This window comes from Streptomyces hiroshimensis, from assembly GCF_014650335.1.
Taxonomy (GTDB): Bacteria; Actinomycetota; Actinomycetes; order Streptomycetales; family Streptomycetaceae; genus Streptomyces; species Streptomyces hiroshimensis.
The window spans coordinates 671,703-696,195 of the sequence record NZ_BMUT01000001.1; the positions used below are offsets into that span (position 1 = coordinate 671,703).

Consider the following 24,493-nt stretch of genomic DNA (forward strand, 5'->3'; position numbering starts at 1 on the left):
ATGGCACTCACCCTCGAACAGATCCGGGCCGACGTCGCCGACGTGCTCGGCGAGGACCCCGCCGACATCCCCGACGACGAGAACCTCGTCGACTACGGGCTCGACTCCGTCCGCATCATGACCCTCGTCGAGCGCTGGCGCCGCGACCACGGCACCGAGGTCACCTTCGTGGCCCTCGCCGAGCAGCCGGCCATAGAGCAGTGGGCACCGCTGCTGGGGGCGGGGACGTGAACGCCCGCACCCTCGACCGGGCGGGGGCTCGCCTCCTGCCCGGCACCTCCGGCGCGGGACGGTCCCCCGCGCCGGAGGGGCTCCCCCTGACCGCCGCCCAGTCGGGCATGTGGTTCGCCCAGGCACTCGACCCCGGCAGCCCCGCCCTCGGCACCGCCGAATACCTCGAGATCCACGGCGACATCGACCCCGCGCGCTTCGCCGAGGCCCTGCACCGCACCGTCGGCGAAGCCGACGCCCTGCGCGTGCGCATCGCCGACACCCCGGACGGCCCCCGCCAGTTCCCCATCGCCGTCGAAGCCCCCGGCCACGGCTTCCCGCTGCACACCGCGGACCTGCGCGCCGAGCGCGACCCGGACGCCGCCGCCCTCGCCTGGATGCACGCCGACCTCGCCGAGCCCTTCGACCTCGCCCGCGGCCCGCTCTTCTCCCACGCCCTCCTCCGCGTCGGCGACGAGCGCTGGCTGTGGTACCAGCGCGTCCACCACGCCGTCCTCGACGGCTACGGCTACTCCCTCGTCGCCCGCCGCGTCGCCGAGCTCTACACCGCCCTGGCCACCGGTGAGGACCCCGCCCCGAGCCCCTTCGGCCGGCTCGCCGACCTCGTCGCCGAGGACGCCGCCTACCGCGAGTCCGCCACCCGCACCCGCGACCGCGCCCACTGGCTGACCACCTTCGCCGACCGCCCCGAGGCACCGAGCCTCGCCTCCGCGGGCCCCTCCGCCCGCCCCGCCCTGCCCTCCCGCGGCCACCTGCGCGCCACCGCCCACCTCGCGCCCGAGGCGACCGACAGGCTGCGCCGGCTGGCCGCGTCCGTCCGGGCCACCTGGACCGACGTCCTCTTCGCCGCCCAGGCCCTCTACGTCGCCCGCGCCACCCGCAGCGAGGACGTCGTCCTCGGCCTGCCGATGATGGGCCGCATGGGCTCCGTCGCCCTGCGCGTCCCCGGCATGGTCATGAACGTGCTGCCGCTGCGCCTGACCGTGACCCCCGCCGCGACCTTCGCCGAACTCGTCCACCAGGCCGTCCTCGGCATCCGCGCCGCCCGCCGCCACCAGCGCTACCGCTACGAGGACATCCGCCGCGACCTCGGCCTCCTCGGCGAGGGCCGGCCGCTGACCGGCCCGCTCGTCAACGTCATGCCGTTCGACTACGGGCTCACCTTCGCCGGCGCCCGCGCAGGCGCGCACAACCTCGCCCCCGGGCCCGTCGACGACCTCACGGTCGGCATCTACGACCGCGCCGACGGCAGCGGCCTGCGCATCGACTACGACGCCAACCCCGCCCGCTACGCCCAGGAGGAACTGGCCGCGCACCAGGCCCGCTTCCTCGACCTGCTGACCCGCCTCGCCGAGCGCGACCCGCACCTGCCGCTCGGCGGCCTGCCGCTGGCCACCGGAGCCGAGCGCGAGCGCGTCCTCACGGAGTTCAACGACACCGCGACCCAGGTGCCGCCCACGACCCTCGTCGGCCCCGTCGAGGCCCGCGCCGCCCGCACCCCGCACGCCACCGCGCTCGTCGACGGCGACCGGACCCTCACCTACGCCGCGCTCAACGCCCGCGCCAACCGCCTCGCCCGCCACTTGCGCACGCTCGGCGTCGCTCCGGGCACCCTCGCCGCCGTCGCCCTGCCGCGCTCCACCGAGCTCGTCGTCGCCCTGCTCGCCGTCCTCAAGGCGGGCGGCGCGTACATGCCGCTCGACACCGCGGACCCGGCCGTGCGCGTGCGCGAGATGCTGGAGACGGCCGCACCGGTGTGCGTCGTGACCGACCGCGCCGGAGCCGCCGCCCTGCCCGCCGCCGCCCTGCCCGCCGCCGCCCTGCCCGCCGCCGCCCTGCCCGCCGGGCCCGTGCCCGTCGTCGCGCTCGACGACCCCGCGCTCGGCGAGGCGCTGGCCGCGCACCTGCCCACCGACCCCGGCCGGGCCCTGACCCCGCAGCACCCCGCGTACGTCCTGCACACCTCCGGCACCACCGGAGCCCCCAAGGGCGTCGTCGTCCCGCACTCGGCGATCGACAACCGGCTGCGCTGGATGCAGGCGCAGTACCCGCTCGCCCCCGGCGACCGCGTCCTGCACAAGACCCCCGCCGGCTTCGATGTCTCCGTGTGGGAGCTGTTCTGGCCGCTGCGCGAGGGCGCCACCCTCGTCCTGGCCGGGCCCGGAGCCCACCGCGACCCCGCGGAGCTCGCCCGCACCATTCGCGAACAGGGCGTCACCGTCACCCACTTCGTGCCCTCGGTGCTGCAGCTCTTCCTCGCCGCGCCCGGCGCGGCCGCCTGCACCGGCCTGCGGCACGTCTTCAGCAGCGGCGAGGTCCTGCCGCGCGCCACGGCCGAGGACTTCCACCGGCTGCTCCCCGGCACCGCCCTGCACAACCTCTACGGCCCGACCGAGGCGGCCGTCGACGTCACCCACCACACCTGCCGGCCGGGCGAGACCGGGCCCGTCCCCATCGGGCGGCCCGTCTGGAACACCCGCCTCTACATCCTCGACGCGGCCCTGCAGCCCTGCCCGCCCGGCATCCCCGGCGAGCTCTACGTGGCGGGCGCCCAGCTGGCCGCCGGATACCTCGGACGGCCGGACCTGACGGCCGAACGGTTCGTGGACGACCCCTTCGCGGGGCCCGGCGCGCGCATGTACCGCACGGGCGACCTCGCCCGCTGGCGGGAGGACGGCGAGGCCGAGTACCTCGGCCGCACCGACCGCCAGGTCAAGCTGCACGGGCGCCGCATCGAACCCGACGGCGTCGAGGCCGTCCTGCTGGCCGACCCCCGCGTGCAGGCGGCCTGCGCCGTCGTCCGCGAGGACCGGCCCGGCGACCGCCGCCTGGTCGCCTACGTGACTCCGGTCTCGGCGGATGCCGCCGCCGAGGCCGGCACCCTCCCGCGGCCCGCCCCGGACGCCCTGCGCGAGATGCTGGCCGCGCAGCTGCCCGAGGCCATGGTGCCGAGCGCCGTCGTGGTCCTGGACGCCTTCCCCACGGGCCCCAACGGCAAGCTGCACCGCGCCGCGCTCCCCGCGCCCGGCCCGCAGGCCGATGCCGGGGGGCGGGCCCCCGCCGGGCCCCGCGAGGAGACCCTGACGCGCCTGTTCGCGGAGGTCCTCGGGCTGCCCCATGTCGGCGTCGACGACGGCTTCTTCGCCCTCGGCGGCACGTCCTTGCTCGCGGCGCGCCTCGTCGCCCGCGTCCGGGACGTCTTCGGCGACGCAGCGGGGGACGGGGGAGAGGAGGGACAGGAGGGACAGGAGAGCCCGTTCGCCATGGGCACCCTCTTCCGGGCCCCGACCCCGGCCGCCTTCGCCCGCAGGCTGGGCGAGCCCGCCGGAGCCGCGTCCGCCGGAGCCGCGCCCGAGCTCGTCCTGCCGCTGCGCGCCACCGGCAGCCGTACGCCCCTGTTCGCCCTGCCCCCGGCCGCCGGCCTCGGCTGGTGCTACACCGGGCTGCTCGCAGGCCTCGGCCCCGACCAGCCCCTCCACGCGCTCCGGGCGCGCGGGTTCGCGCCCGGCGAGGCGCTGCCCGCGACGCTGGAGGAGATGGCCGCGGACCACGCCGACCGCATCCGGGAGGCCCGGCCGCACGGCCCCTACCGGCTGCTGGGCTGGTCGGCGGGCGGCGTCCTCGCGCACGCCGTGGCCGTACGGCTGCAGGAGGCCGGGGAGAAGGTCGAGCTGCTCGCGATGCTCGACGCCTACCCCGTGGCCGCCGCGTTCGAGGAACAGGCCGTCCTCGGCGCCCTGCTGGACATGGCCGGCTGCGCCCGCGGCGGCGGAGCCCTCACGCGGGACGGTGTGCTCGCCGCCCTCCGCGCGGACGGCGGTCCCTTCGCCGCGCTGACCGGCCGGACGCTGCAGTCCGCGGTCGACGTCGCGCTCACCACGACGGCCCTGGCCGGACGGCACCCGCACCGCGTCTTCGACGGCGACGTCCTCTTCTTCACCGCGGCGGACACGGCCCCGGCCGGCTCCGTGACGCGGGAGGCATGGCGCCCCTACGTCACGGGTAGGGTGATCAACCGCGATGTCGCCTGCCCGCACGCGCACATGACGCGGCCGGGGCCGGCCGCGGAGGTCGCCGAGGCGGTGACCCGCCACCTGGGGGAGAGCTGATGCGCGTGAGCGACGGGCCGGGCAGCACCACCGTGCCCCGGGTCCTCGGCGAGGACCCGCTGCCCGGGCTGTGGACGCCCGGCCCGCCGCACGTGTGGCTCCTGCGGACCGACGGCTCCCTGCCCGGGCCCGTGCAGAACCCCGAGCGGGTCCTCGACGCCGGGGAGCGGGCGCGCGCCGCCGCGTTCGTACGGGAGCTGCACCGCGAGCGCTACGTCGCCTCGCACATCGGGCTGCGGCTGCTCCTCGGCGCCTATCTGGGCACCGACCCGGCCGCGGTCGCGCTGGTGCGTGAGCCCTGTCCCGGCTGCGGCGGGCCGCACGGCCGGCCGGCCGCCGCCGGTGCACCCCTGCACTTCAACCTCTCGCACGCGGGCGACCTCGCGCTCTTCGCCTTCGCGGACACGCCCGTCGGCGCGGACGTGGAGGAGGTGCAGCCCGCCGAGACGGCCCGGGAGCTGGCGGGCGTCCTGCACCCGGCCGAGACCGCCGAGCTGGCCGCGCTGCCCGCGGCGCGGCTCCCGGAGGCCTTCGCGCGCTGCTGGACGCGCAAGGAGGCCTATCTGAAGGGCACCGGCACGGGCCTGTCGGAGAACCCGTCGGTGACGTACGTCGGCACGGGGCCCGCTCCGGCCTCGCCCGCGGGGTGGGCACTGGAGGACGTGCCCGCCGTGCCCGGGTATGCGGCGGCGATTGCGGTCGCGGTCATGAACGCCCCGCGCTGAACGGGGCGCGGAGCGCATTCCAGGGGCGTGCAGTGGTGAACGGCTGAATAAGCGGCGCACGACCCGAGGGCAGGCATCTGAATTACCTATAACCTGACTGTTCCGCGGAGGGTCATGTCGCGCGTCGGGGGGAACCATGCCGACCTCTGCTTCGATCATCTTATTCGTCTTCGGGGGCCTCATGGTCCTCATCTCCCTGCTCGGCAGCGGATTTTCGGTCAGGGAAATCTCCTTTCCCCGGATCAGTCCCGTGATCCGCTCCACGGCGGCCCTGCTCGGGGCCGTGCTCGTGGTGACGAGCATTGTCCTGCTGACCAACGGCAATTCCGGCGAGGGGCCGCCCGGGCCCGTGGTGGTGACGACGCAGCCGTCGTCCTCGGCACCGTCCTCGCAGCCGTCCTCGCAGCCCTCCGCGCCACCCTCCGCGCCGCCCTCTTCGGCGCCGGTCGTACCGCCTACCTCGGCGCCGGTCGTGCCGCCCACGACGCCGGCTCCCGGTCCCGCCCGCACTCCGGCGACGGCCGCCCTGCTCGACCGCGTACCCGACGCCATCCGCCCCAGCTGCTCCGACGGCGACATGTCCAGGTTCCCGCCGTCCGTCACCGCCGTCGTCGCCTGCACACCGCCCGGCGGATTTCCCGTGATCTACGCCCAGTTCGTGGACAACATCAGCATGAGCGGCGGATTCGACAGGCTGCTGAGCGGTGGCGAGATCACGCACAACGCGTGCGATCCCTCGGTCCCGCTCGGCGGACGGCAGAAGTACAAAGTCGGCGGAAAGACCGTCGGTGATCTCGCCTGTTACGAGACTTCCGACGGCGACGTCTATCTCACCTGGTCCAGTGAGGACTTGAACATCGTCGCGGAGGCGCATGCCCCCTTCGCTTCCTACGGGCGGCTGTGTGCCTGGTGGGTGACGGCCGGCCCGCTGCACGGCAGGGACACGGGCACGGCCGCCTGAGAAAGCGACGACCGCCCGGGAAAGCGAGAAAGCAGAATGGTGAATTCTTCCCGTGCATTCCGGGAGCCGTGATGCACGGAGCCGCCGATTTCGTGCTGGAGGTCAGCGGCGGGCCCGGCGGGCAGTACACGGTGGCCGTCTCCTCACCGGCCGGCGAAGGCAGTCTCTCCGTCGCCCTGGACACCGACGCCATCGGCGCCCGCCTCGCCGACCTCCAGCGGGCCGTCCTCGCCTCCTCCGTGACACCGCGCGCGGCGGCGCTCGGCCTGGAGCGGCCCGTGCGGGAGGTCGGGGAACGGCTCTTCCGCACCGTGTTCGGCGGACACCTGCGCGGTCTCTACCTCGCCAGCCGCCAGCGCGCCGGCGAGCGCGACGAGGCACTGCGCGTGGTCCTGCGCATCCGCGCCCCCGAACTCGCCTCCCTGCCCTGGGAGCTGCTCTACGACGAGGACCTCGGCGAGTACCTGTGCCTGCACCGGCCCCTCGTCCGCTACGTCGACCTCCCCGAGCCCCTCGCCCCGCTGCGCTCCGACCCGCCCCTGAGAGTGCTCGGCATGACCTCGCTGCCCCGCTCCCGCGCTCCCCTGGACGCCGAGAGCGAGCGGGCCGCGCTCGCCGTCGCGCTGGGCCCGCTGACCGAGCGCGGGCTGGTCGACCTCGACTGGGTGCCCGGCAGGACCGCGGACGACCTCTCCCGCAGGCTGCTGCGGGGCTGCCACGTCCTGCACTTCATCGGGCACGGCGCGTACGACCCCGAGCGCCACGAGGGCATGATCACCCTGGCCGACGCCGACGGGCGCGAGCACCACCTGCACGCCTCCGCCCTCGCCTCGCTCCTCAGCGTGGCCCGGCCCAGGCCCCAGCTGGTGATCCTCAACAGCTGCCAGAGCGGCATGGGCAACGCCGAGGACCTCTTCTCCAGCACCGCCGCCGTGCTCGTGCGGACCGTACCGGCCGTCGTCGCCATGCAGTTCGCCGTCACCGACAAGGCGGCCACCCGCTTCGCCGCCTCCTTCTACCAGGCGCTGGCCCAGGGCCGCACCGTCGACGAGGCCGTGCGGGTCGGCCGGATCGCCCTCGTCGTCGACAAGGACGACAGCCTGGAGTGGGCGACCCCGGTGCTCTACCTGCGCGGCGGGGACGCCCGCCTCTTCGAGATGCCCGCGGCCTGGGCGGACGCGGGCCCGGCGGTGCCGCTGCCCGGCCCGTACGGCGCGGACGGTCCGGACGGTCCGGACAGCCCGGACGGCCCGTCCGCCGCCCTCCCGCCGAAGCCGCGCGCGGCCCCCACGGCGCCCGCGGCGCCCGGCGCGGTGATCACCTCGCGCGTCCTCGACACCCGTCAATGGGTGCACGCGCTCGCCTTCCACCCCGACGGCAGGCGCCTGGCCACCGGGTCCCGCAACCGGGTCCGGGTCTGGGACGCCCTGACCGGCAACCGGATCTGGGAGCAGCCGGTGGGCGGCTGGCTCTCGTCCGTCTTCGCCGCCGGCTTCAGCCCCGGCGGCCGCCGCCTCGTCACCGGGGGGCGCCGACAACACCGTCCGCGTCTGGGCCTCCTCCAACGGCGAGGAGCTGCTGCGCCTGCGCCACGACCACGTCGTCTTCGGCGTGGCCTTCAGCCCCGACGGCTTCCGCGTCGCCTCCGCCTCCGCCGACCGCACCGTCCGGCTGTGGGACTCCACCAGCGGCGACCCCATGCTGCGCATCACCCACGACCAGGTCGTGACGGACGTGGCCTTCAGCCCGGACGGCGCGCGCCTCGTCTCGGCCTCGGCGGACCGCTCGGTACGGGTGTGGTCGCTCGGCGGCGATGCGCTGCTGCGCCTGCGCCACGACCACGCGGTCAAGGCCGTCGCGTTCAGCCCCGACGGCGCCCGGCTGGCGACCGCCGGTGACGACGGCTGCGTCCGCGTGTGGGACGCGGACAGCGGCCATCAGCTCCTGCTCGTGCGGCACGGGGACGCCGTGAAGGACGTGGCGTTCAGCCCCGGCGGCCACTGGCTCGCGACCGCCTCCGCGGACCGCACGGCGGGCGTGTGGGCCGTCGCGGACGGCACCCGCGCCTTGCGCGTGCAGCACCATCACACCGTCTTCTGCGTGGCGTTCGGCCCGGACGGCGGCTGGCTGGCCAGCGGCAGCGAGGACAAGACGGTGAAGCTGACGGCGGTGCCGGGGGCGTGCGAATGAGCCCGGCGGGGGCGCGCCGGGCTCATCGCAAGGGGACCCCTGCAGGGGGATCAGCGCGGGGCGGTGCAGACGACGACCGCTCTGATCGTTTCGGTGGCTCCGCCCACGGGATTGGTGTTCGTGCCGCGGATCACCCAGCCGTTGCCCTCGGGGAAGGAGTCGGTGAAGAAGATGCGGATGCCGCTGGTCTTCCCGCCGCCTCCGCTGGGCACCCGGCCGGCCGGGCAGGCCACGAAGGCGCGGCCGTTGGTCTGCGGTGCCACGTTCAGGGCCGCGCCCTCCACCGGGTCGAAGCCGCCGATCTCCGGTCCGTCCTCGGCGAACTCCCGTGCCTTGTCGGTGGCGGCGACGGGCTTGTCGTCGGCGGCGTTCTCCGCCGAGGCGGTGGTGACCACGCCGCCGGTGAGGGCCGCGACCGCCGCCATGGCGAGGATGATGGTGCGCTTCATGCCGACCTCCTGTGTCGTGAAGCTGTGGGCGGCTTCCCGGGGGATGCGGAAGCTCCGGATCCACAAGCTACGGAGGAAGGAGTGATCGAGTGCAGGGAGCGATGGTGGGTACCGCGGGGGCGTGCGGAAGTGAAGCCGCTTCCGTGGAGTGGCTGACGCCCGGGAGCGGTGGGGCTCCCGGTACGCATGGGTGAACTGCTTGCTGCCGTAGGCCTGTTTCCGGGGCGCGGCTCTTGCATCGATGCGCCCGGCACGTCACCCCCGCGCCCCTCGTACGGTGGATGCCCTGCTTGTCCGGTTCGCGGGCACTGTGGACCGAGCAGTGTGCCCATCGGGTGACATCAGGCAGAGGGGGCTTCCGTGCCCGACCCGATCACGATCACCATCGAACCGTACCAAGAGGGCACGGCGACGGCCGCGTCCCTCGCCGGGGACCTCATCGCCCTCCCCGCCGTCCGCGAGCGCATCTGCGGACCCCGGCTGTGCGTCGCCGACTTCCGGCTCCTGGAGAAGGATCCGGGGGCCGACGCGCCGTTCCGCGCCGTCGTCCACGACCCGGACGCCTACCGCTCGGTCGAGGTCACCGGCCGGCTCGGCGACCTGGCGGGGGCGACCGCGCGCTCGGTGCGGTTTAGTCCCCTGCCCGGCCGGGAGGAGTTCGACCGGGCGGTCGAAGCCGTCCGCGGACACGACGAGTTCGGGCCGCAGCTGGCGACCGACGGCGCCCTCGCGTACCGCCCCATGCCGCCGCTCGCGGACATCACCCACGCCGACGGCACCGTGGACCGCGTCGTCACCGTGGGCCTGCGCACCCCCGGAGGCGAGATCAAGCACCGCATCGTCGGCGTCCGTACGAAGGACGGCACGGTGATCCCCGCCCCGGAAGGGGTGTCCGCCCCCTCCGTCCTGGACTGCCTGACCACCCCGCCCGACGACAACTGCCCCGACCCGTCCGGCGGTCCGCGGGCCGTCCGGGTCAGGGTGCGCCGCGGGAGCACCGAGCTGTGGAACCTGGTGGTCAACCGGCCCAGGACCTCCTCCGGCGTCAACGGCTCCGGCGCCGAGCTGCGTTTCGTCGACTACAAGGGCGAACGCGTCCTCTACCAGGCCCATGCGCCGATCCTGAACGTGCGCTACAGGGGCGACCTGTGCGGCCCCTTCCGCGACTGGGCGAACCAGGAGGTGTGCTTCAACGCGACCGGAGCGGACCCCGTCGGCCCCGGCTACCGCCTGTGCACCTCCGCGCCGCGCACGATCCTCGACACCGGCAGCGACCGGGGCAACTTTCGCGGCGTCGCCTTCTTCCACGACGGCACCGGGCTGCGCATCGTCAGCGAACTCGCCGCCGGCTGGTACCGCTACGTCACCGAGTGGCGGCTCGCCGACGACGGGGTGATCCGGCCGCGCTTCGGCTTCGCCGCCGTCACCAACCCCTGCACCTGCCTGGCCCACACGCACCACGTGTACTGGCGGCTGGACCTGGACGTGGGAGGCTCGACCGCCAACCGGGTGGACGAGTTCGACGACGCCACCGGCTGGACGCCCGTCCGCCTGGAGACCCGGCGCACCCGCAACCCCGCCGGCCACCGGCAGTGGCGCGTCGTCGCCCCGGCGACGGGGCGGGGCTACGCCCTGGTGCCGGGTGCCCACGACGGCACGGCGGACGCCTACGGCGTGGCCGACTTGTGGGTGCTGCGCTACCGCGGCACGGAGATCGACGACGGGCGGCCCTCGGACACCCGCGCCCACCTCGGCGACTTCGTGGGCGGCGAGTCCGTGGACGGCCAGGACCTCGTCGTCTGGTACGGGGCCCACTTCTTCCACGACGAGGCCGGCCCGCCGCCCCCGTCGCACGTCGTCGGCCCGGACCTCCGCCCGGTGGTGGTGTGATCACGGCTCCTCCCCGCGGCGCCGCCCGGACCGTACGATGAAGCGGTGCCCGACCACGAGACGACCGACGCCGACGCCCGCCCTCTCGCCGAGGGGCCGCGGGTCGCCATCCGGGCCGTCACGCCGCAGGACGGCCCGGAGTTCACCCGTCTGGTGCGGGCCAGCGCCGGCCTGCACCACCCGTGGCTGTCCATGCCCGCCACCGAGGAGCGCTTCGCGCAGTACGCCGCCCGGCTCGACGGCGAGCAGCGGGCGGGCTTCCTCGTGTGCCTGCGGGACTCCGGCCGCCCGGCGGGCTTCGTCAACATCAACAACATCGTGCGCGGCGCCTTCCAGTGCGGCGCGCTCGGCTACGGCGCGTTCGCGCCGTCCGCCGGCCGCGGCCTGATGAGCGAGGGCCTCGGGCTCGTCCTGCGCCACGCCTTCGGCCCGCTGGGCCTGCACCGCCTGGAGGCGAACATCCAGCCGGGCAACACGGCGTCGCTCGCGCTGGTGAAGCGGCACGGCTTCCGGCTGGAGGGCTTCTCCCCGGAGTTCCTCTTCATCGGCGGGGCGTGGCGCGACCACGAACGCTGGGCGATCACCGCGGACATGCTGCCGGACCACCGGGAAGCGGACATGCTGCCGGACCACCGGGAAGCGGACATGCTGCCGGACCACCGGGAAGCGGACATGCTGCCGGACCACCGGGAATGAGACCGGACCACCAGGGTTGAGAGAGGTTGCCGTGCCCACGACCATCCGACGCGCCGTGCTGTCCCTGCCCGCCGCCCCGCTCGGCGCGGAGGATCCGCTGCCGTCCCTGCGCACGGCCGCCGACGTCCACCGCATCGGCGCGGAGCAGCGCCGGGCCCTGCCCGCGGACATGGCCCGCCAGGCCGGCCACGCGCCCCTGCGGTCCCTGCTGCCCGTGCGCCGCCGCGACGGCTACACCCGCAGGCGCGCGCTCACCGACCTCGACGCGATCGTCATCGAGAACGACCGGCTGCGCGCCACCGTCCTGCCCGGCCTCGGCGGCCGCGTCCACTCCCTGGAGCACAAGCCGACGGGCCGCCGACTGCTCTACTCCAACCCCGTCCTGCAGCCCGCCCACTTCGCGCTCAACGGCGCCTGGTTCTCCGGCGGCATCGAGTGGAACATCGGCGCGACCGGCCACACGACGCTGTCCGTGGCCCCGCTGCACGCGGCCCGCGTGCCCGCCCCCGACGGCGGGCAGATGCTGCGCCTGTGGGAGTGGGAGCGGCTGCGCGACCTGCCGTTCCAGGTCGACCTGTGGCTGCCCGACGGCTCGGACTTCCTCTACGTGGGCGTGCGCATCCGCAACCCCCACGACCGGCCCGCCCCCGTGTACTGGTGGTCCAACATCGCCGTCCCCGAGGAGGCGGGCACGCGCGTGCTCGCGCCCGCGGAGGCGGCCTGGCGGTTCGGCTACGAGCGCAGCCTGAGCCGGATCCCGGTGCCCGAGTGGGACGGCGCCGACCGCACGTATCCCCCGAACAGCACGCACGCCTCCGACTTCTTCTACGACGTGCCCGGCGCGGAGCGCCGCTGGATCGCCTCCCTCGACGCCGGCGGCCACGGCCTCGTGCAGACCTCGACCGACCTGCTGCGCGGCCGCAAGCTCTTCGTCTGGGGCTCGGGCCGCGGTGGCCGGCGCTGGCAGGAGTGGCTCACGCAGCCCGGCACCGGCGGCTACGCCGAGATCCAGGCCGGGCTCGCCCGTACCCAGCTGGAGCACGTGCCGCTGGAGGCGGGCGGCGCGTTCGCCTGGCTGGAGGCCTACGGCCCGCTGGCCGCGGACCCCGCCGCCGTGCACGGCGCCGACTGGGCGGCGGCCCGCGGCGAGGTGGCCGCCCGGCTCGAAGCGGCCCTGCCCCGCGCCGACGTGGACGCGGCGTACGCGGCGTGGCGCCCGTACGCCGACGCCGAGCCGAAGGAGAGCCTGCACACCGGCTCCGGCTGGGGCGCCCTGGAGGCCGAGCGCGGGCACTACGACCTGCCGGGCACGCCCTTCGGCCCGCAGACGCCGGGGGAGGAGCAGGAGCCCTGGCTGGAGTTCCTGCGCCGGGGGGAGTTCCCGCGGCCCGTCCGGGGCCTGCCGCCCGGCCCCTCGCTCGTGTCGGCCCGCTGGCGCGAGCTGCTGGAGACGATCGGCGACGACGACCCCTGCGGCGCCTACCACCTCGGGGTCGCCCGCTGGCACACCGGCGACCGCTCGCAGGCCGTCCGCGCCTGGGAGGCGGCGGGCCGCCTGTGGTGGGCGAAGCGCTGCCTGGCCTTCGCCGACGCCGAGGACGGCCATCCCGAGCGCGCCGCCGACCGCTATCTGGAGGCGTTCGAGGCGGCCCGCGAGGAGCAGCGCGAGAGCGCCTCGTGGACGGCGGCCATGGCCTCGCTCGGCCGCGAGGCGGTGGAGGCCCTGCTGGCCGCCGGCCGGGCGGACGACGCCGGGGCCGTGCTGGACGGCCTGCGCCCGGGCATCCGCGAGCGGGGCCGCTTCCGGCTGCTGCGGGCCCGGGTGCTGCTCGCGCAGGGCGATGCCACGGCCGCGCGGGAGATCTTCGACCGCGGCTTCGAGGTGGAGGACCTGCGCGAGGGCGACGAGTCCCTCGGCGAGACCTGGTACGCGATCGAGGCGCGGCTGCTGGCGGGCGAGGGTCCCGTCACGGAGGAGATCCGTGCACGCGCGCGTGCACAGCGGCTGCCCCGGCAGTACGACTTCAGGATGCGGCCGGCTCCGTAGGCCTCCTGCCTCCTCCCGGACATTTCGGTCGCCCCTCCCGGTCGTCCTTCCCGGCCGCGCTTTCTGGACCGTTCATTCTTGACCGACCGTTCTCGAATCGGCTACGGTCAACACATGGCCAGGACCAAGGAATTCGATCCGGATGCCGCGCTCCAGTCGGCCGTCGAGCTGTTCTGGCGGCGCGGCTACGAAGCGACGTCGATGGCCGACCTCGTCGGCCACCTGGGCATCGCACGGGCCAGCCTGTACGCGACGTTCGGCAGCAAGCACGAGCTCTACCTCAAGGCGCTGCAGCGCTACAGCGAGCAGCACAGCCCGCGCGTCGCCGAGGAGCTCTCGCGCCCCGGCCCGGCCCTGCCGGCCGTGCGGGCGCTGGTGACCCGCTTCGCCGACGAGTCGGCCGACGACGAGCTGCGGCGCGGCTGCTTCGTCACCAACACCGCCGTCGAGCTGGCCCCGCACGACCCCGCCGCGGCACGTGGGGTCGAGGAGAGCTGGCTCGCCCTGGAAGCGGCGCTCACCGCCGCGCTGACGCGGGCCCGGGAGCAGGGCGAACTGCCCGCCGGGCGCGACCCCGTGGCCCTCGCACGGATGCTGCTCGTCCTGATGCAGGGCATGCGGGTGGTCGGCAAGGCCGTCCCCGGCCGGGCCCGGCTGCAGGGCGCGGCGGCACAGGCCCTCGCGCTGCTGGACTGAACTCGCCCTGCCGGACCGGAGATGACGGACTCCTGCTCCATTTCCGGACCGCTGCCGCCGTCACGGCATCTCATGCAACGAACCCGCCTTCACTCGCCCTCTTGCTTAGGAGTGTCGACATGACCGCACGTTTCACCGGCCGGACCGTCCTCGTCACCGGCGGCGGTACGGGCATCGGCCAGGCCATCGCCCTCGCCTTCGCCCGGGAGGGCGCGCGGGTCGTGGTCGCGGGCCGCAGGGAGGAGCCGCTGAAGGAGACCGTGGCCTTCGTGGAGGCGGAGGGCGGCGAGGCCGTCGCCGTCACCGCGGACGTGACCCGGGCCGCGGACGTCCAGGCCCTCGTGGAGCAGACCGTCGCGCGCTTCGGCAGCCTCGACGTCGCCGTCAACAACGTGGGTCTGGCCGTGCCCCCGGCCAAGGTGGCGGACGTCCCCGAGGAGGACTGGGACCGGATCATCCGGACCAACCTCAAGGGCGTCTGGCTGTCCATGAAGTACGAGATCGGGCACATGCGTGCCCACGGCGGCGGCGCCATCGTGAACATCGCGTCCAACGTCGGCGCCCACCGCAGGAAGCCCGGCTTCGGTGCGTACACGGCCACGAAGGCGGCCGTCTCGGCCCTGACGCGCAACGCCGCGCTGGACCACATCGGCGAGGGGGTGCGGATCAACGCCGTGAGCCCCGGGCCGGTCGAGACGCCGATGTCCTCGCGCCCCGGCGAGACCTCGCTCGACAAGGCCGAGCGCATGCGCCGTGAGGTGCCGGTCGGCCGCGCGGGCACCCCCGACGAGATCGCGGCGGCCGTGCTCCACCTCGCCTCGGACGAGGCCGGCTACACCGTCGGCGCCGACCTCGTCCTCGACGGCGGCGTCACGGCCTGACGGCCGCCTTCTCCGGCGCTTCCTGCGCCTCCTCCGTGGCGGCGGCCGGCGCACCGGCCTCCGCCACGGGGCGGCGGGCCGTCAGCCACACGTAGACGAGGATGCCCGCGAAGAGGAACAGCACGCCCTGGTAGACGGCCGCGTACCCGGCGCCCGCCACCAGCCAGAAGGAGAAGGCGAAGGCGCCCAGCGCGAGCGCCATGTCACGGACGAACCGGCCGGTGCGGACCTTGTCGCGCTGCCCCGTCAGCAGGAAGTACACCTGCGCGGCGGCGGCCAGCAGGTAGGGGACCGTCGCGGAGAACGTCGTGATGAGGACGAGGATCTCGAAGACCCCGCCCACGCCCGACGTGTAGTTGACGACGGTCAGGCCCGTGGCGAGGACCGCGGCGGCGAGCACGCCGAAGGTGGGCACCCCGCGCTTCTTCTTCCCGAACGCGGCCGGGAACAGCCCGTCCTTCGCGGCGGCGTACGGGGCCTGGGCGCTCATCAGCGTCCAGCCGTTGAGCGCGCCCACGATGGAGATCACGGCGCACGCGGCGATCAGCATGCCGCCCCAGTGGCCGCCGAACATCACGTCGACGGCGTCGGAGAACGGGGCCGTCGACTCGACCAGCTTGTCGTGCCGGACGGTCCCGAAGACCGAGACGGTGCCCAGCAGGTAGACCAGCGCCGCGCCGATGGTGCCCAGGACGCTCGCGCGCCCCACGTTGCGCTCCGGGTCGCGCACCTCGCCCGCGCTCATCGCGGCGGACTCCACGCCCACGTAGGAGTAGAGCAGGATCGCGGCCGACGCCGTCAGGCCGCCGGTCCAGTCGCCGTCGGCCGTCGTGAACGAGCCGAGGTTGTCCGGGTCGAAGAAGAACAGGCCGATCACCGCGACGAACAGCAGCGGCACGAACTTCATCACCGTGGAGATCATCTGGACGGCGCCCACCCAGCGGGTACCGGCCAGGTTCGCGAGCGCCGGCAGCCACAGCATGGCCAGCGCCATGGCCAGGTCCCCCGCCATGGAGCCCTTGCCGGTCATGACGTGCATGTAGCCGACGCCGGCCACGGCGAGGGCGGCGTTGCTCACCCACGTCATGGTCCAGAACGACCAGGCGGACAGGAAGCCGGCGAAGTCGCCGAAGGCCTCGCGCGCGTAGACGTACGGGCCGCCGGTGCGCGGATGGCGCTTCGCCAGGCGCCCGAAGACGAGCGCCAGGGCGATGGCGCCGATGGTCAGGACGCCGAACGCCAGCAGGCTGACCGTGCCGAAGGGGGCGACGGAAGCCGGCAGCAGGAAGATGCCGCCGCCGATGATGTTGCCCATGACCAGGGCAGTGGCGGTCGGGAGGCCGAAACGGCGGGTGTGCGTGCCGTCGGTGTCGTGCATGAGGGGGTGTGCCTCTCGGTCCAGCGGGCAGGTTCGCCAGGATGTGCGACACGACATGGTGACCGGAGCTGGGCAGTCCGCAAAATCCTTTGTTTTTGTCCCGCCGCCCCCGCCCGGCGGCGCAAATGGTGCTGCGATACGGCCCCCGGGCCGTGATTCGTCCAGCCGCCGCCGGACCGCCGGGCCCGGACCGGCCGCCGCCCCGGCCCCGCGGGCCCGGCACCCGCTCTCCGGCAGCCGAACGCCGTCACCCGGTACGCCCGTGTCGTCCCGCTCCGCACCCCCTGATCTGCCAAGGTGGACCGGGGGCGGCGGCAGGCGGCCCCGGTGCCGTACAGGTGCTGCCGCCCGGTGCGGACGGCGCGGCGGTCGGAGGTAGGCACGGATGCAGGTCAGCTTTCCCGCGCTCCCGGCCGGCACCGCGCCCGAGCGCGGCCTGCCCGTGCTGCCGGAGCTCGCCGCGCGCCTCGCGCAGGCCGCCCGGGACAGCGCGCCCGAACCGGTCGGCGGCGGGGACGCCCTGAGGGCCGCCGCCTGCGGCTACTGGGCACGGCGCGGCCTGCCGACGGCCCCCGAGCACGTGATCGCCGCGCCCGGGGCCCAGCCCCTGCTGCTCGCGGTCCTCGCGGGGGCCGGCGGCGACGTCCTGCTCACGCGCCCGTGCGCCGCCTGGTACCCGCCGCTCGCCCGGCTCGCCGGGCGCCCCACCTACCACGTGCCGGTGCCCGCCGAGTGCGGCGGCGTGCCCGACCCCTTCGCCCTGCTGGAGACCGTGCGCCGGATCCGCGCCGAGGGCGGCAGGCCGCGCGTCCTCGTCCTGTCGGTCGCCGACGACCCCACGGGCTCGGTCACCCCGCCCGAGCTCCTGCACGAGGTGTGCGAGGCGGCCGCCGGCGAGGAGCTGACGATCGTCAGCGACGAGACGTGGCGCGACATGCGCCACGACCCCGGCGGGACGGTCTTCTTCGGCCCCGCCGAAATGTGGCCCGACCACGTCGTCGTCCTCACCGACCTGGCCGGCGGCCTCTTCCCCACGGCCTGGCCCGCAGCGGTCGCCCGCTTCCCGGCCGGCGGGCGCGGCCCGGTCCTGCGCGCCCGCGTCACCTCCGCGCTCGCCGCCGTACGGGCCGAGCTGCCCCCGCCCGTCGCCGCGGCCGCCGCCTACGCCCTCGACGAGCCCGGGCCCGTACGCGCCCGGGCCGCCGCCGCGGTCCGGCTCTATGGCGCGCTCGCCCGCGCCGCGCACGAGCGCCTCACCGCCGCCGGCGTGCTCAGCCGCCCCCCGCAGGCCGGGCCCTACCTCTACGCCGACCTCGGCGAGCTGCGCGCCGCGCTCGCCGGCCGCGCCATCACCGACTCCGTCGAGCTGGAGGCGCACCTCAGCGCCGCGCTCGGCCGCCCCGTGCCCGGCGGCCACCGCTTCGGCGACGCCCCCGACGCCCTGCGGGTGCGCATCTCCACCCCGCCCCTCCTCGGCACCACCGACGACGAGCGGCAGCGCGCCCTGGACGCCCCGGACCCGCTGGCCGCGCCGGGCGTCGACGCGGCACTGACCAGTTTCGGATCGGCCTTCGGCCGGCTCGCCGGCGGCTGACCTACCGTCGATGCCGATCGCGTCCGACCCGGCGCTCCTCGCGCCGGACGCGCGCCGCACCGCCCCGGTTCCCCAGCGATTGGAGCCCCCTCGATGACCGAACAGACCGAGCGCCCTCTCGCCGAGCCGCGCCCGCTCGGCGAGATCCGCATCTGGCCCAAGTCGTTCGCCGACCGCCTCACCGCGCCCCTGCCCGGCGTGCGCGCGCTCGCGCGGCTGGCCCGCGAGGGGCGGCTGCGCCCCGGCGCCGAGGCCCTGCGGGAGATCGCCGCGCTGCCGGTCGAGCCCGGTCCGCTGCCGGTCGCCGACCCCGCCACGACCGCGGTCACCTGGGCCGGGCACGCCAGCTGGGTCGTGCGCATCGGCGGTCTCACGGTGCTCACCGACCCCGTCTGGTCGCGCAGGATCCTCGGCACGCCGCCCCGGCTCACCCCGGTCGGGGTCCGCTGGGAGGACCTGCCGCCCGTCGACGCGGTCGTCATCAGCCACAACCACTACGACCACCTCGACGCGCCCACCCTCAAACGGCTGCCCCGCCACACCCCGCTGCTCCTGCCGGCCGGACTGGCCCGCTGGGCCCGCCGGCGCCGCTTCACCCACGTCACCGAGCTCGACTGGTGGGAGGCCGTCGAACTGCCCGGCCCGGGCGGCCCCGTCCGCTTCGACTTCGTCCCGGCCCACCACTGGAGCAAGCGCACCCTGACCGACACCTGCCGCTCGCTGTGGGGCGGCTGGGTGATGACCGCGCCGGGCGGGCAGCGCGTCTACTTCGCGGGCGACACCGGCTACGGCCACTGGTTCGAGCGCATCGGCCGCCGCTTCGGCGGCATCGACCTCGCCCTGCTGCCGATCGGCGCGTACGACCCGCGCTGGCTCCTGGGCACGGTCCACACCGACCCGGAGGAGGCCGTCGTCGCCTGCCGGGACCTGGGCGCCCGGGCGATGGCCCCCATGCACTGGTCGACCTTCGTCCTCTCGGCCGAGCCCCCGCTGGAGCCCCTGCGCCGCGTCCGCGCCGCCTGGGAGGCGGCGGGACGCCCGCGCGAGGACCTCTGGGACCTGCCGATCGGCGGCTCCCGGATCCTCCCCGGGTGGTCGGGTCCGGCCCTCGCCGCGCGGGGCGACCAGCTTCCCCTGACCCTGCCCGGCAGCGACCCGGCGGGGGGCGCGCCAGGGGGGCCTACGGCCGCGCCTCGATGACGTGGACGCAGACCGGAACGCCATACTCCGGGTGGGTCGTCTCCCGGTCGTGCCGCATCCCCAGCTTGCGCATGACCGCCGCGGGGGCGTCGTGGCCGGTGCGGTGCACGCCGACGACCCTGGCGAGCCCGCGGTCGCGGAGCGCGAAGTCCAGGACGGCGCGGGCGGCTTCGGTGGCCAGGCCGTGGTCCCAGAAGGGGCGGCCGAGCCGCCAGCCGATCTCCACGGCCGGGCGCAGCTCCGGCAGCTCGGCAGGCACGGACAGTCCCGCGAAACCGGCCAGCCGGCGGGACTGGCGGACCTCGACGGCGAACAGGCCCACCCCGCGCTCGTCCCACTCCCGCTCCCACGCGGCCATCGCCGCCGAGGTGCCCTCCCGGTCCTGCACCGAGCCGTCGCCGATCCAGCGCATCACCTCCGGGTCGGCATTGATGGCGGCCAGCGGCTCAAGGTCGTCGGCGCGCCAGCGGCGCAGGGTCAGACGGGGAGTCAGAAGCGTGAGTGGGGAGGCCATGCCGGCATCCTGCCCAGCGCGGTGCCGATTACCCGGCGCCTGCCTGCCGGCCGTCTGTCATCCGCCCCTCGCCGGACCCGGCTCGCCGGACCCGGATGGTCAGACCCGGATGGTCAGACCCGGCTCGTCGAGCCCGGCTTGTCAGACCCGGCGCCCGAGCTGCGCGAGCAGCACCGTCTGGGCGTCGGCGCCGGGCGGCGGCTCCACCGGCTCGGCGAACAGGCCCGTGCTCGCCAGGCTGTCGGCGTACGGCTCGACCTCGCGCCGCGTGAGGTCCACCAGCGGCTTGGGCAGCCGCTCGTCCGCGCCGATCGCGCGGGCGAGGTCCCACGCGTGCACGACCGCGTCCGCCGTCATCTGCGAGCAGTACCCGCGGGCGTCCGACGGCCCGGAGGACAGCTCCACCGTCCGCTCCAGGGCGCCGGGCGCGGCGAACGCCTCGCGCGCGGCGGCCTCGGCCGCGTCCCAGACGGCCACCGGGTCGTCCCCCAGCCGGTCGCCGTCGAATGCGTCACCGACGTCGTCGATGGACTGCCCGTCCAGCAGCGGCGGCACCCACAGCTGCTCGACGGCCAGATGGTTGACGAGGTCGCGCACGGACCACTCGGTGCAGGGCGTCGGATCGTCCCACTGGCCGGGGCGGACGGCGTGCACGCGCTCGGTGAACAGCGCGAGCGCCTCCCGGTGCCGGCTCAGCAGCGTCGCATCGGTCATGGGGCCATTGTCCGCGCGCAGCGCCCCGGGCGCCCGCCCGGGGCGTCCGGGCGGTGCCTCCGGGTGGCGGGTCCGGGTGGCGGTCCGGGCGGCGTCGGACCGCTTCGGCGGGGTACACGTGGGCCATGCGGAAGATCGTGAGTTCCTGGGACCGGGCGGCCTTCCTCGCCGTGGCGGCCCGGCACTGGCCCGGCGGCGACCGCGTCCTGCCGCGCCTGTCGCGCAGCGCGGACCACGGGCTGCTGTGGTTCGGCGTGGCGGCGGGCGCGGCCCTGGCCGGCGGGCGGCCCGCGCGCCGCGCCGCCCTGCGCGGGGTGGCGTCGCTGGCCGTCGCCTCGGTGACCGTGAACACCGTGGGCAAGCGGTCGGTGCGGCGGATGCGCCCGCTGCTGGACGCGGTCCCGCTCGTCCGGCAGCTGTCCCGGCAGCCCTTCACCACCTCGTTCCCCTCGGGGCACTCGGCGTCGGCGGTCGCCTTCACGGCGGGCGTCGCGCTGGAGAACCCCGCGTGGGGGCTGGCCCTCGCCCCGCTGGCGGCCTCGGTGTGCTTCTCGCGCGTCTACACCGGCGTCCACTATCCGGGTGACGTGCTGGCGGGCGCGGCGCTGGGCGCGGGTGCCGCGTTCGCCGTGCGCGGGATCGCGCCCACCCGCGCCCAGCTGGCGCCCCCGGCCCGGCCCCGGGCGGACGCCCCGGCCCTGCCGCGCGGCGAGGGGCTGGTGGCGGTCGTGAACGCCGGGTCCGGGCAGCGGGCGGCGGGGGTGCGCACCGATCCGGTGCAGGAGGTGCGCTCGGCGCTGCCCCTCGCGGAGGTCGTCGCGTTCGGGCAGGAGGGAGAGGGAGGGGAAGGGGGAGACCTCGGGAAGGCCCTGGAGTCGGCGGCGCTGCGGGCCCGGGAACTGGACGGCGCCCTCGGCGTGTTCGGCGGCGACGGCACCGTCAACGCGGCCGCCGCCGTGGCCCGTCGCCACCGGCTGCCGCTCGCCGTCCTGCCGGGCGGGACGTACAACCACTTCGCCTACGACCTGGGCATCGAATCCCTCGGCGACGCCTGCCGGGCCGTGGAGGCCGGGGAGGCCGTGGCGGTCGACATGGTGCGCATGCGCGGAGGCGGCGGCGAGGGGACGGGCTGGTTCCTCAACACCTTCAGCATCGGCGCGTACCCGGAGCTGGTGCGGGTGCGCGAGCGCTGGGCCCCGCGCATCGGCGCCTGGCCCGCGGGCGTGCTGGCGGCGGTGCACGTGCTGCGCACGGCGCGGCCGGTCCGCCTGGAGGTGGACGGCAGGCGGCGCCGGCTGTGGATGCTGTTCGCGGGCAACTGCACCTACCGCGGGCTGGGCCTCGCACCGGTGCGGCGGCACGACCTGGCGGACGGCGTGCTCGACGTCCGTACGGTCTCGGGCGGCCCGCTGGCCCGCACACGGCTGCTCGCCGCGGCGCTGGGCGGCGGCCTGAAGCACTCACCGGTGCTCAGGACGGCCCGGGTGCGGGGGCTGCGGATCAGCGGCATCCGCGGGGGGACGCACCTGGCGTACGACGGCGAAGTCGCGCCCGTGCAGGGCGAGCTGACGCTGCGGAAGGAGAACGAGGCGCTGGTGGTGTACCGCCTGCCCACGGAGTGAGACGGCAAAGGTGGACGTCTGGAATATGAGACGGCACTCTCGGAATTCGAGACGAGCGCCTACGGTGCTGTCATGGCTGACGAAACCACCGGAACCACTGGAACCGTCGTGTACACCCATGGCCACCACGAGTCGGTCCTGCGCTCGCACACCTGGCGCACGGCCGCCAACTCCGCCGCGTACCTGCTGCCGGAGCTGGAGCCGCACCTGGAGATCCTCGACGTCGGCTGCGGGCCGGGCACCATCACCGCCGACCTGGCCGCGCTGGTCCCGCAGGGCCGGGTCACCGGCCTGGACGCCGCCGAAGAGGTGCTCGACGCGGCCCGCGCGGCCGCCGCCGCCCGCGGGCTGACCAACGCCGGCTTCACCGTGGGCGACGTCTTGGCCCTGGACTTCCCCGACGGATCCTTCGACGTCGTCCACGCCCACCAGGTCCTCCAGCACGTCGGCGACCCCGTGGGCGCGCTGCGCGAGATGCGCCGCGTCTGCCGGCCCGGCGGTCTCATAGCCGTCCGCGACGCGGACTACGCCGCCATGACCTGGTACCCGGCCGTCCCGGGCCTGGACGACTGGCAGGACCTCTACCGGCGTGTCGCCCGCGCCGCCGGCGGCGAGCCCGACGCCGGGCGCCGCCTGCTGTCCTGGGCGCGGCAGGCCGGGCTCACCCGGGTCACGGCCACGGCGAGCGCCTGGTGCTACGCGACCGAGGAGGAACGCTCCTGGTGGAGCGGGCTGTGGGCGGACCGCACGACCGCCTCGGCCTACGCCCGCCTCGCCGTGGACGGCGGGCACGCGGACCGGGCCGCCCTCGACCGGATCGCCGCCGCCTGGCGGGAGTGGGGCCGGCGCGAGGACGCCTGGTTCGCCGTGCTGAACGGCGAACTCCTGTGCCGCGTCTGAACCGCCCCGCACCGCACCGCGCGGCCAACTAGCCTTGCTTCCATGAACATTCTGGGGACCTCGCTACGGGTGTGCGTCGATGATCTGGAGCACGCGATCGGTGTCTACGAACGTCTGACCGGCGCGGAAGCGCTGCGCTTCCACCGCGGTGGCGTCGCGGTGGCCGCGGTCGGCTGCTTCTTCCTCATGAGCGGTCCGGAGAGGGAGCTGTCCATCCTGCGCAGGATCACCGCCACGATCGCGGTGACGGACGTCGAGGAGGCGCTCGGCGACCTGGAGGCGGTGGGCGCCGAGATCATCGCCGGCCCGGTACCCACCCCGATCGGCCGCAACCTGGTGGCCCGGCACCCGGACGGCTCGGTCTTCGAATACGTGGACCGCAAGCAAGGCTGACCAGGGCTCCATTACTTGTGCGGTAATCGACCCTCCTTGCCGCACCCGGCATCGTAAGGGCCAACGCACTCCCGGGCCGGCGCACTCCGGCCCGGGAGGGCGTGACACCCCTCGTGATGCCTACTCAGGGAGTTCGCCATGTCGTCGTACGAGACCGCCGTCGCCCGTTACTTCACCGCCTGGAACGCCGCCGGTGCGGAGGCCGTGACCGCGGCCGTCGCCGCCGCCTGGGTCGAGGGCGGGTCGTACACCGACCCGCTGGCCGACGTCCGCGGGCACGAGGGCATCGCGGCCGTCATAGCCGGGGCGCAGCAGCAGTTCCCCGGGTTCGAGTTCCGGCAGACGGGGGCGGTCGAGGGGCACCACGACGTCGCGCGCTTCCGGTGGGAACTGGTGTCCCTCGCCGACGGGTCCGCGCCCGTGGCGGGCTCCGACGTGATCACCCTGGACGGGGAGGGCCGGATCCGGACCGTGACCGGCTTCCTCGACCGCATGCCTACGGCGTGAGGGCGGTCAGCAGGCGCGCGGTCTCCGGATCGGCCGGCAGGAACGTTTCGACCGCCAGCTCCGAGACCGTCACGTCCATCGGCGTGTTGAACGTCGCGATGGTCGAGACGAAGGAGAGGGTGTGCCCGGCGTGATCGATCACCAAGGGGAGGGCGAAGGGGACTTCGCCCTCCCGGCGGGCCCGCTCCCGGCCGGAGTCGGGGAGGGGATAGGCGCTGACCTCGTCGTAGAGGGCGCGCAGGGCGGGGGAGCGCATCAGGGCCAGCTGGCGTTCCATCTGGTGCAGCAGGTGGGCGCGCCACTCGTGGTAGTTGCGGATGCGGGGGGCCAGGCCCGCGGGGTGCATGGTCAGGCGCATGGCGTTCAGCGGGGGCACGAGGAGGGACGGGGCGACGCCGTCCAGGAGCATCGCGATGCCCCGGTTGGCGGCCAGCACCTCGTACGTGCCGTTCACCACGAGCGCCGGGAACGGCTCGTAGCTCGTCAGCAGCCGCTCCAGGCCCTCGCGCAGCCCCTCCATGGCCGGGTCGTCCAGCGGCCGCTCCGGATAGGCCGGGGCGTAACCCGCCGCGACCAGCAGGGCGTTGCGCTCCCGGACGGGCACGTCGAGGTGGTCCGCCAGGCGCTGGACCATCTCCTGGCTGGGCCGGGAGCGGCCGGTCTCGATGAAGCTGATGTGCCGGGCGGAGGAGTCGGCGCGCAGGGCGAGCTCCAGCTGGCTGATCCGGCGCCGCTCCCGCCACTCCCGCAGCAGCGGACCCACCCCGGGGGCGTCCACGACAGTCGTCATGACCCG

Annotated in this window: 21 protein-coding genes and 1 pseudogene; 17 read left to right on the forward strand and 5 right to left on the reverse strand. The window is 75.3% G+C overall.

Going from position 1 to position 24,493, the window contains the following annotated elements; genetic code table 11:
- The 6 genes and pseudogenes from IE241_RS02745 to IE241_RS02765 all read left to right on the forward strand — a co-directional run bounded on the left by IE241_RS02745 (nt 1) and on the right by IE241_RS02765 (nt 8,216).
- Nucleotides 1-231, forward strand: a complete 231-nt coding sequence (locus IE241_RS02745; RefSeq protein WP_058042512.1) for a phosphopantetheine-binding protein — start codon at nt 1-3, stop codon at nt 229-231.
- A complete protein-coding gene (locus IE241_RS02750; RefSeq protein ID WP_373300547.1) occupies nt 228-4,340 on the forward strand; it encodes a non-ribosomal peptide synthetase in 4,113 nt (1,370 codons plus the stop codon). The genes IE241_RS02745 and IE241_RS02750 overlap by 4 nt, the downstream gene beginning before the upstream one ends.
- Nucleotides 4,340-5,065: a 4'-phosphopantetheinyl transferase family protein gene (locus IE241_RS02755; RefSeq protein WP_190019924.1), complete on the forward strand. Its 726-nt coding sequence runs from the start codon at nt 4,340-4,342 to the stop codon at nt 5,063-5,065. The genes IE241_RS02750 and IE241_RS02755 overlap by 1 nt, the downstream gene beginning before the upstream one ends.
- A 250-nt stretch (nt 5,066-5,315) precedes the next feature.
- Nucleotides 5,316-6,026 (forward strand): hypothetical protein, encoded by a 711-nt coding sequence (locus IE241_RS02760; RefSeq protein ID WP_190019925.1) that lies wholly within the window; start codon nt 5,316-5,318, stop codon nt 6,024-6,026.
- Nucleotides 6,027-6,097: 71 nt separating this feature from the next.
- Nucleotides 6,098-7,438, forward strand: a pseudogene (locus IE241_RS33990) (CHAT domain-containing protein); the annotation flags it as partial.
- A gap of 199 nt (nt 7,439-7,637) precedes the next feature.
- On the forward strand, nt 7,638-8,216 hold the full coding sequence (locus tag IE241_RS02765; RefSeq protein ID WP_190019926.1) for a WD40 repeat domain-containing protein: 579 nt from the start codon (nt 7,638-7,640) through the stop codon (nt 8,214-8,216).
- 50 nt (nt 8,217-8,266) lie between these two features.
- On the opposite strand, the gene IE241_RS02770 is transcribed toward IE241_RS02765, so the two are convergent.
- Nucleotides 8,267-8,665, reverse strand: coding sequence for a hypothetical protein (locus IE241_RS02770; RefSeq protein ID WP_190019927.1), 399 nt, complete (start codon nt 8,663-8,665; stop codon nt 8,267-8,269).
- Between the two features lie 360 nt (nt 8,666-9,025).
- On the opposite strand from IE241_RS02770, the gene IE241_RS02775 reads away from it, so the two are divergent.
- The 5 genes from IE241_RS02775 (at nt 9,026) to IE241_RS02795 (ending at nt 14,875) form a co-directional block, all read left to right on the forward strand.
- The gene (locus tag IE241_RS02775) at nt 9,026-10,555 is read left to right on the forward strand and encodes a hypothetical protein (protein WP_190019928.1); all 1,530 of its coding nucleotides are present in this window, start codon (nt 9,026-9,028) and stop codon (nt 10,553-10,555) included.
- A gap of 45 nt (nt 10,556-10,600) precedes the next feature.
- A complete protein-coding gene (locus tag IE241_RS02780) occupies nt 10,601-11,251 on the forward strand; it encodes a GNAT family N-acetyltransferase (RefSeq protein WP_190019929.1) in 651 nt (216 codons plus the stop codon).
- A gap of 31 nt (nt 11,252-11,282) precedes the next feature.
- Nucleotides 11,283-13,298 (forward strand): DUF5107 domain-containing protein, encoded by a 2,016-nt coding sequence (locus IE241_RS02785; RefSeq protein ID WP_190019930.1) that lies wholly within the window; start codon nt 11,283-11,285, stop codon nt 13,296-13,298.
- 114 nt (nt 13,299-13,412) lie between these two features.
- Entirely contained in the window at nt 13,413-13,994 is a 582-nt protein-coding gene (locus IE241_RS02790) for a TetR/AcrR family transcriptional regulator (protein WP_190019931.1), read from the forward strand.
- A 119-nt stretch (nt 13,995-14,113) separates the two neighbouring features.
- On the forward strand, nt 14,114-14,875 hold the full coding sequence (locus IE241_RS02795; protein ID WP_190019932.1) for an SDR family NAD(P)-dependent oxidoreductase: 762 nt from the start codon (nt 14,114-14,116) through the stop codon (nt 14,873-14,875).
- Here the strand turns inward: IE241_RS02795 and IE241_RS02800 are convergent.
- Nucleotides 14,865-16,253, reverse strand: coding sequence for an amino acid permease (locus tag IE241_RS02800; RefSeq protein ID WP_190019933.1), 1,389 nt, complete (start codon nt 16,251-16,253; stop codon nt 14,865-14,867). The two genes, IE241_RS02795 and IE241_RS02800, sit on opposite strands and share 11 nt — an antisense overlap.
- A 385-nt stretch (nt 16,254-16,638) precedes the next feature.
- On the opposite strand from IE241_RS02800, the gene IE241_RS02805 reads away from it, so the two are divergent.
- Both IE241_RS02805 and IE241_RS02810 read left to right on the forward strand, forming a co-directional pair.
- Nucleotides 16,639-17,847 carry an aminotransferase class I/II-fold pyridoxal phosphate-dependent enzyme gene (locus tag IE241_RS02805; RefSeq protein ID WP_190019934.1) on the forward strand — a complete coding sequence of 403 codons (1,209 nt, stop codon included), beginning with the start codon at nt 16,639-16,641 and terminating at the stop codon, nt 17,845-17,847.
- A 93-nt stretch (nt 17,848-17,940) separates the two neighbouring features.
- The gene (locus IE241_RS02810; RefSeq protein ID WP_190019935.1) at nt 17,941-19,047 is read left to right on the forward strand and encodes an MBL fold metallo-hydrolase; all 1,107 of its coding nucleotides are present in this window, start codon (nt 17,941-17,943) and stop codon (nt 19,045-19,047) included.
- Here IE241_RS02810 and IE241_RS02815 read toward each other — a convergent pair.
- Together IE241_RS02815 and IE241_RS02820 are read right to left on the reverse strand one after the other, a co-directional pair.
- A complete protein-coding gene (locus IE241_RS02815) occupies nt 19,028-19,561 on the reverse strand; it encodes a GNAT family N-acetyltransferase (protein ID WP_190019936.1) in 534 nt (177 codons plus the stop codon). The two genes, IE241_RS02810 and IE241_RS02815, sit on opposite strands and share 20 nt — an antisense overlap.
- Before the next feature lie 141 nt (nt 19,562-19,702).
- On the reverse strand, nt 19,703-20,275 hold the full coding sequence (locus tag IE241_RS02820; protein ID WP_190019937.1) for a TIGR03086 family metal-binding protein: 573 nt from the start codon (nt 20,273-20,275) through the stop codon (nt 19,703-19,705).
- A gap of 125 nt (nt 20,276-20,400) precedes the next feature.
- On the opposite strand from IE241_RS02820, the gene IE241_RS02825 reads away from it, so the two are divergent.
- The 4 genes from IE241_RS02825 (at nt 20,401) to IE241_RS02840 (ending at nt 23,697) form a co-directional block, all read left to right on the forward strand.
- On the forward strand, nt 20,401-21,897 hold the full coding sequence (locus IE241_RS02825) for a bifunctional phosphatase PAP2/diacylglycerol kinase family protein (protein ID WP_190019938.1): 1,497 nt from the start codon (nt 20,401-20,403) through the stop codon (nt 21,895-21,897).
- 72 nt (nt 21,898-21,969) lie between these two features.
- Nucleotides 21,970-22,797, forward strand: a complete 828-nt coding sequence (locus tag IE241_RS02830; protein ID WP_190019939.1) for a methyltransferase domain-containing protein — start codon at nt 21,970-21,972, stop codon at nt 22,795-22,797.
- A 42-nt stretch (nt 22,798-22,839) separates the two neighbouring features.
- Nucleotides 22,840-23,190 (forward strand): VOC family protein, encoded by a 351-nt coding sequence (locus IE241_RS02835; RefSeq protein ID WP_190019940.1) that lies wholly within the window; start codon nt 22,840-22,842, stop codon nt 23,188-23,190.
- A 138-nt stretch (nt 23,191-23,328) separates the two neighbouring features.
- Nucleotides 23,329-23,697 carry a nuclear transport factor 2 family protein gene (locus tag IE241_RS02840; RefSeq protein ID WP_190019941.1) on the forward strand — a complete coding sequence of 123 codons (369 nt, stop codon included), beginning with the start codon at nt 23,329-23,331 and terminating at the stop codon, nt 23,695-23,697.
- On the opposite strand, the gene IE241_RS02845 is transcribed toward IE241_RS02840, so the two are convergent.
- Nucleotides 23,687-24,487: a helix-turn-helix transcriptional regulator gene (locus tag IE241_RS02845; RefSeq protein ID WP_190019942.1), complete on the reverse strand. Its 801-nt coding sequence runs from the start codon at nt 24,485-24,487 to the stop codon at nt 23,687-23,689. The genes IE241_RS02840 and IE241_RS02845 overlap by 11 nt on opposite strands.
- Nucleotides 24,488-24,493 lie beyond the last annotated feature (6 nt).

Excerpts from the sequence above, each read along its gene's own strand:
- IE241_RS02840 (WP_190019941.1), top strand. The coding sequence starts at position 23,329 with ATGTCGTCGTACGAGACCGCCGTCGCCCGTTACTTCACCGCCTGGAAC.
- IE241_RS02755 (WP_190019924.1), top strand. The coding sequence starts at position 4,340 with ATGCGCGTGAGCGACGGGCCGGGCAGCACCACCGTGCCCCGGGTCCTC.
- IE241_RS02845 (WP_190019942.1), bottom strand. The coding sequence starts at position 24,487 with ATGACGACTGTCGTGGACGCCCCCGGGGTGGGTCCGCTGCTGCGGGAG.
- IE241_RS02830 (WP_190019939.1), top strand. The coding sequence starts at position 21,970 with ATGGCTGACGAAACCACCGGAACCACTGGAACCGTCGTGTACACCCAT.
- IE241_RS02795 (WP_190019932.1), top strand. The coding sequence starts at position 14,114 with ATGACCGCACGTTTCACCGGCCGGACCGTCCTCGTCACCGGCGGCGGT.
- IE241_RS02800 (WP_190019933.1), bottom strand. The coding sequence starts at position 16,253 with ATGCACGACACCGACGGCACGCACACCCGCCGTTTCGGCCTCCCGACC.
- IE241_RS02805 (WP_190019934.1), top strand. The coding sequence starts at position 16,639 with ATGCAGGTCAGCTTTCCCGCGCTCCCGGCCGGCACCGCGCCCGAGCGC.
- IE241_RS02790 (WP_190019931.1), top strand. The coding sequence starts at position 13,413 with ATGGCCAGGACCAAGGAATTCGATCCGGATGCCGCGCTCCAGTCGGCC.
- IE241_RS02770 (WP_190019927.1), bottom strand. The coding sequence starts at position 8,665 with ATGAAGCGCACCATCATCCTCGCCATGGCGGCGGTCGCGGCCCTCACC.
- IE241_RS02810 (WP_190019935.1), top strand. The coding sequence starts at position 17,941 with ATGACCGAACAGACCGAGCGCCCTCTCGCCGAGCCGCGCCCGCTCGGC.
- IE241_RS02820 (WP_190019937.1), bottom strand. The coding sequence starts at position 20,275 with ATGACCGATGCGACGCTGCTGAGCCGGCACCGGGAGGCGCTCGCGCTG.
- IE241_RS02835 (WP_190019940.1), top strand. The coding sequence starts at position 22,840 with ATGAACATTCTGGGGACCTCGCTACGGGTGTGCGTCGATGATCTGGAG.
- IE241_RS02745 (WP_058042512.1), top strand. The coding sequence starts at position 1 with ATGGCACTCACCCTCGAACAGATCCGGGCCGACGTCGCCGACGTGCTC.
- IE241_RS02815 (WP_190019936.1), bottom strand. The coding sequence starts at position 19,561 with ATGGCCTCCCCACTCACGCTTCTGACTCCCCGTCTGACCCTGCGCCGC.
- IE241_RS02825 (WP_190019938.1), top strand. The coding sequence starts at position 20,401 with ATGCGGAAGATCGTGAGTTCCTGGGACCGGGCGGCCTTCCTCGCCGTG.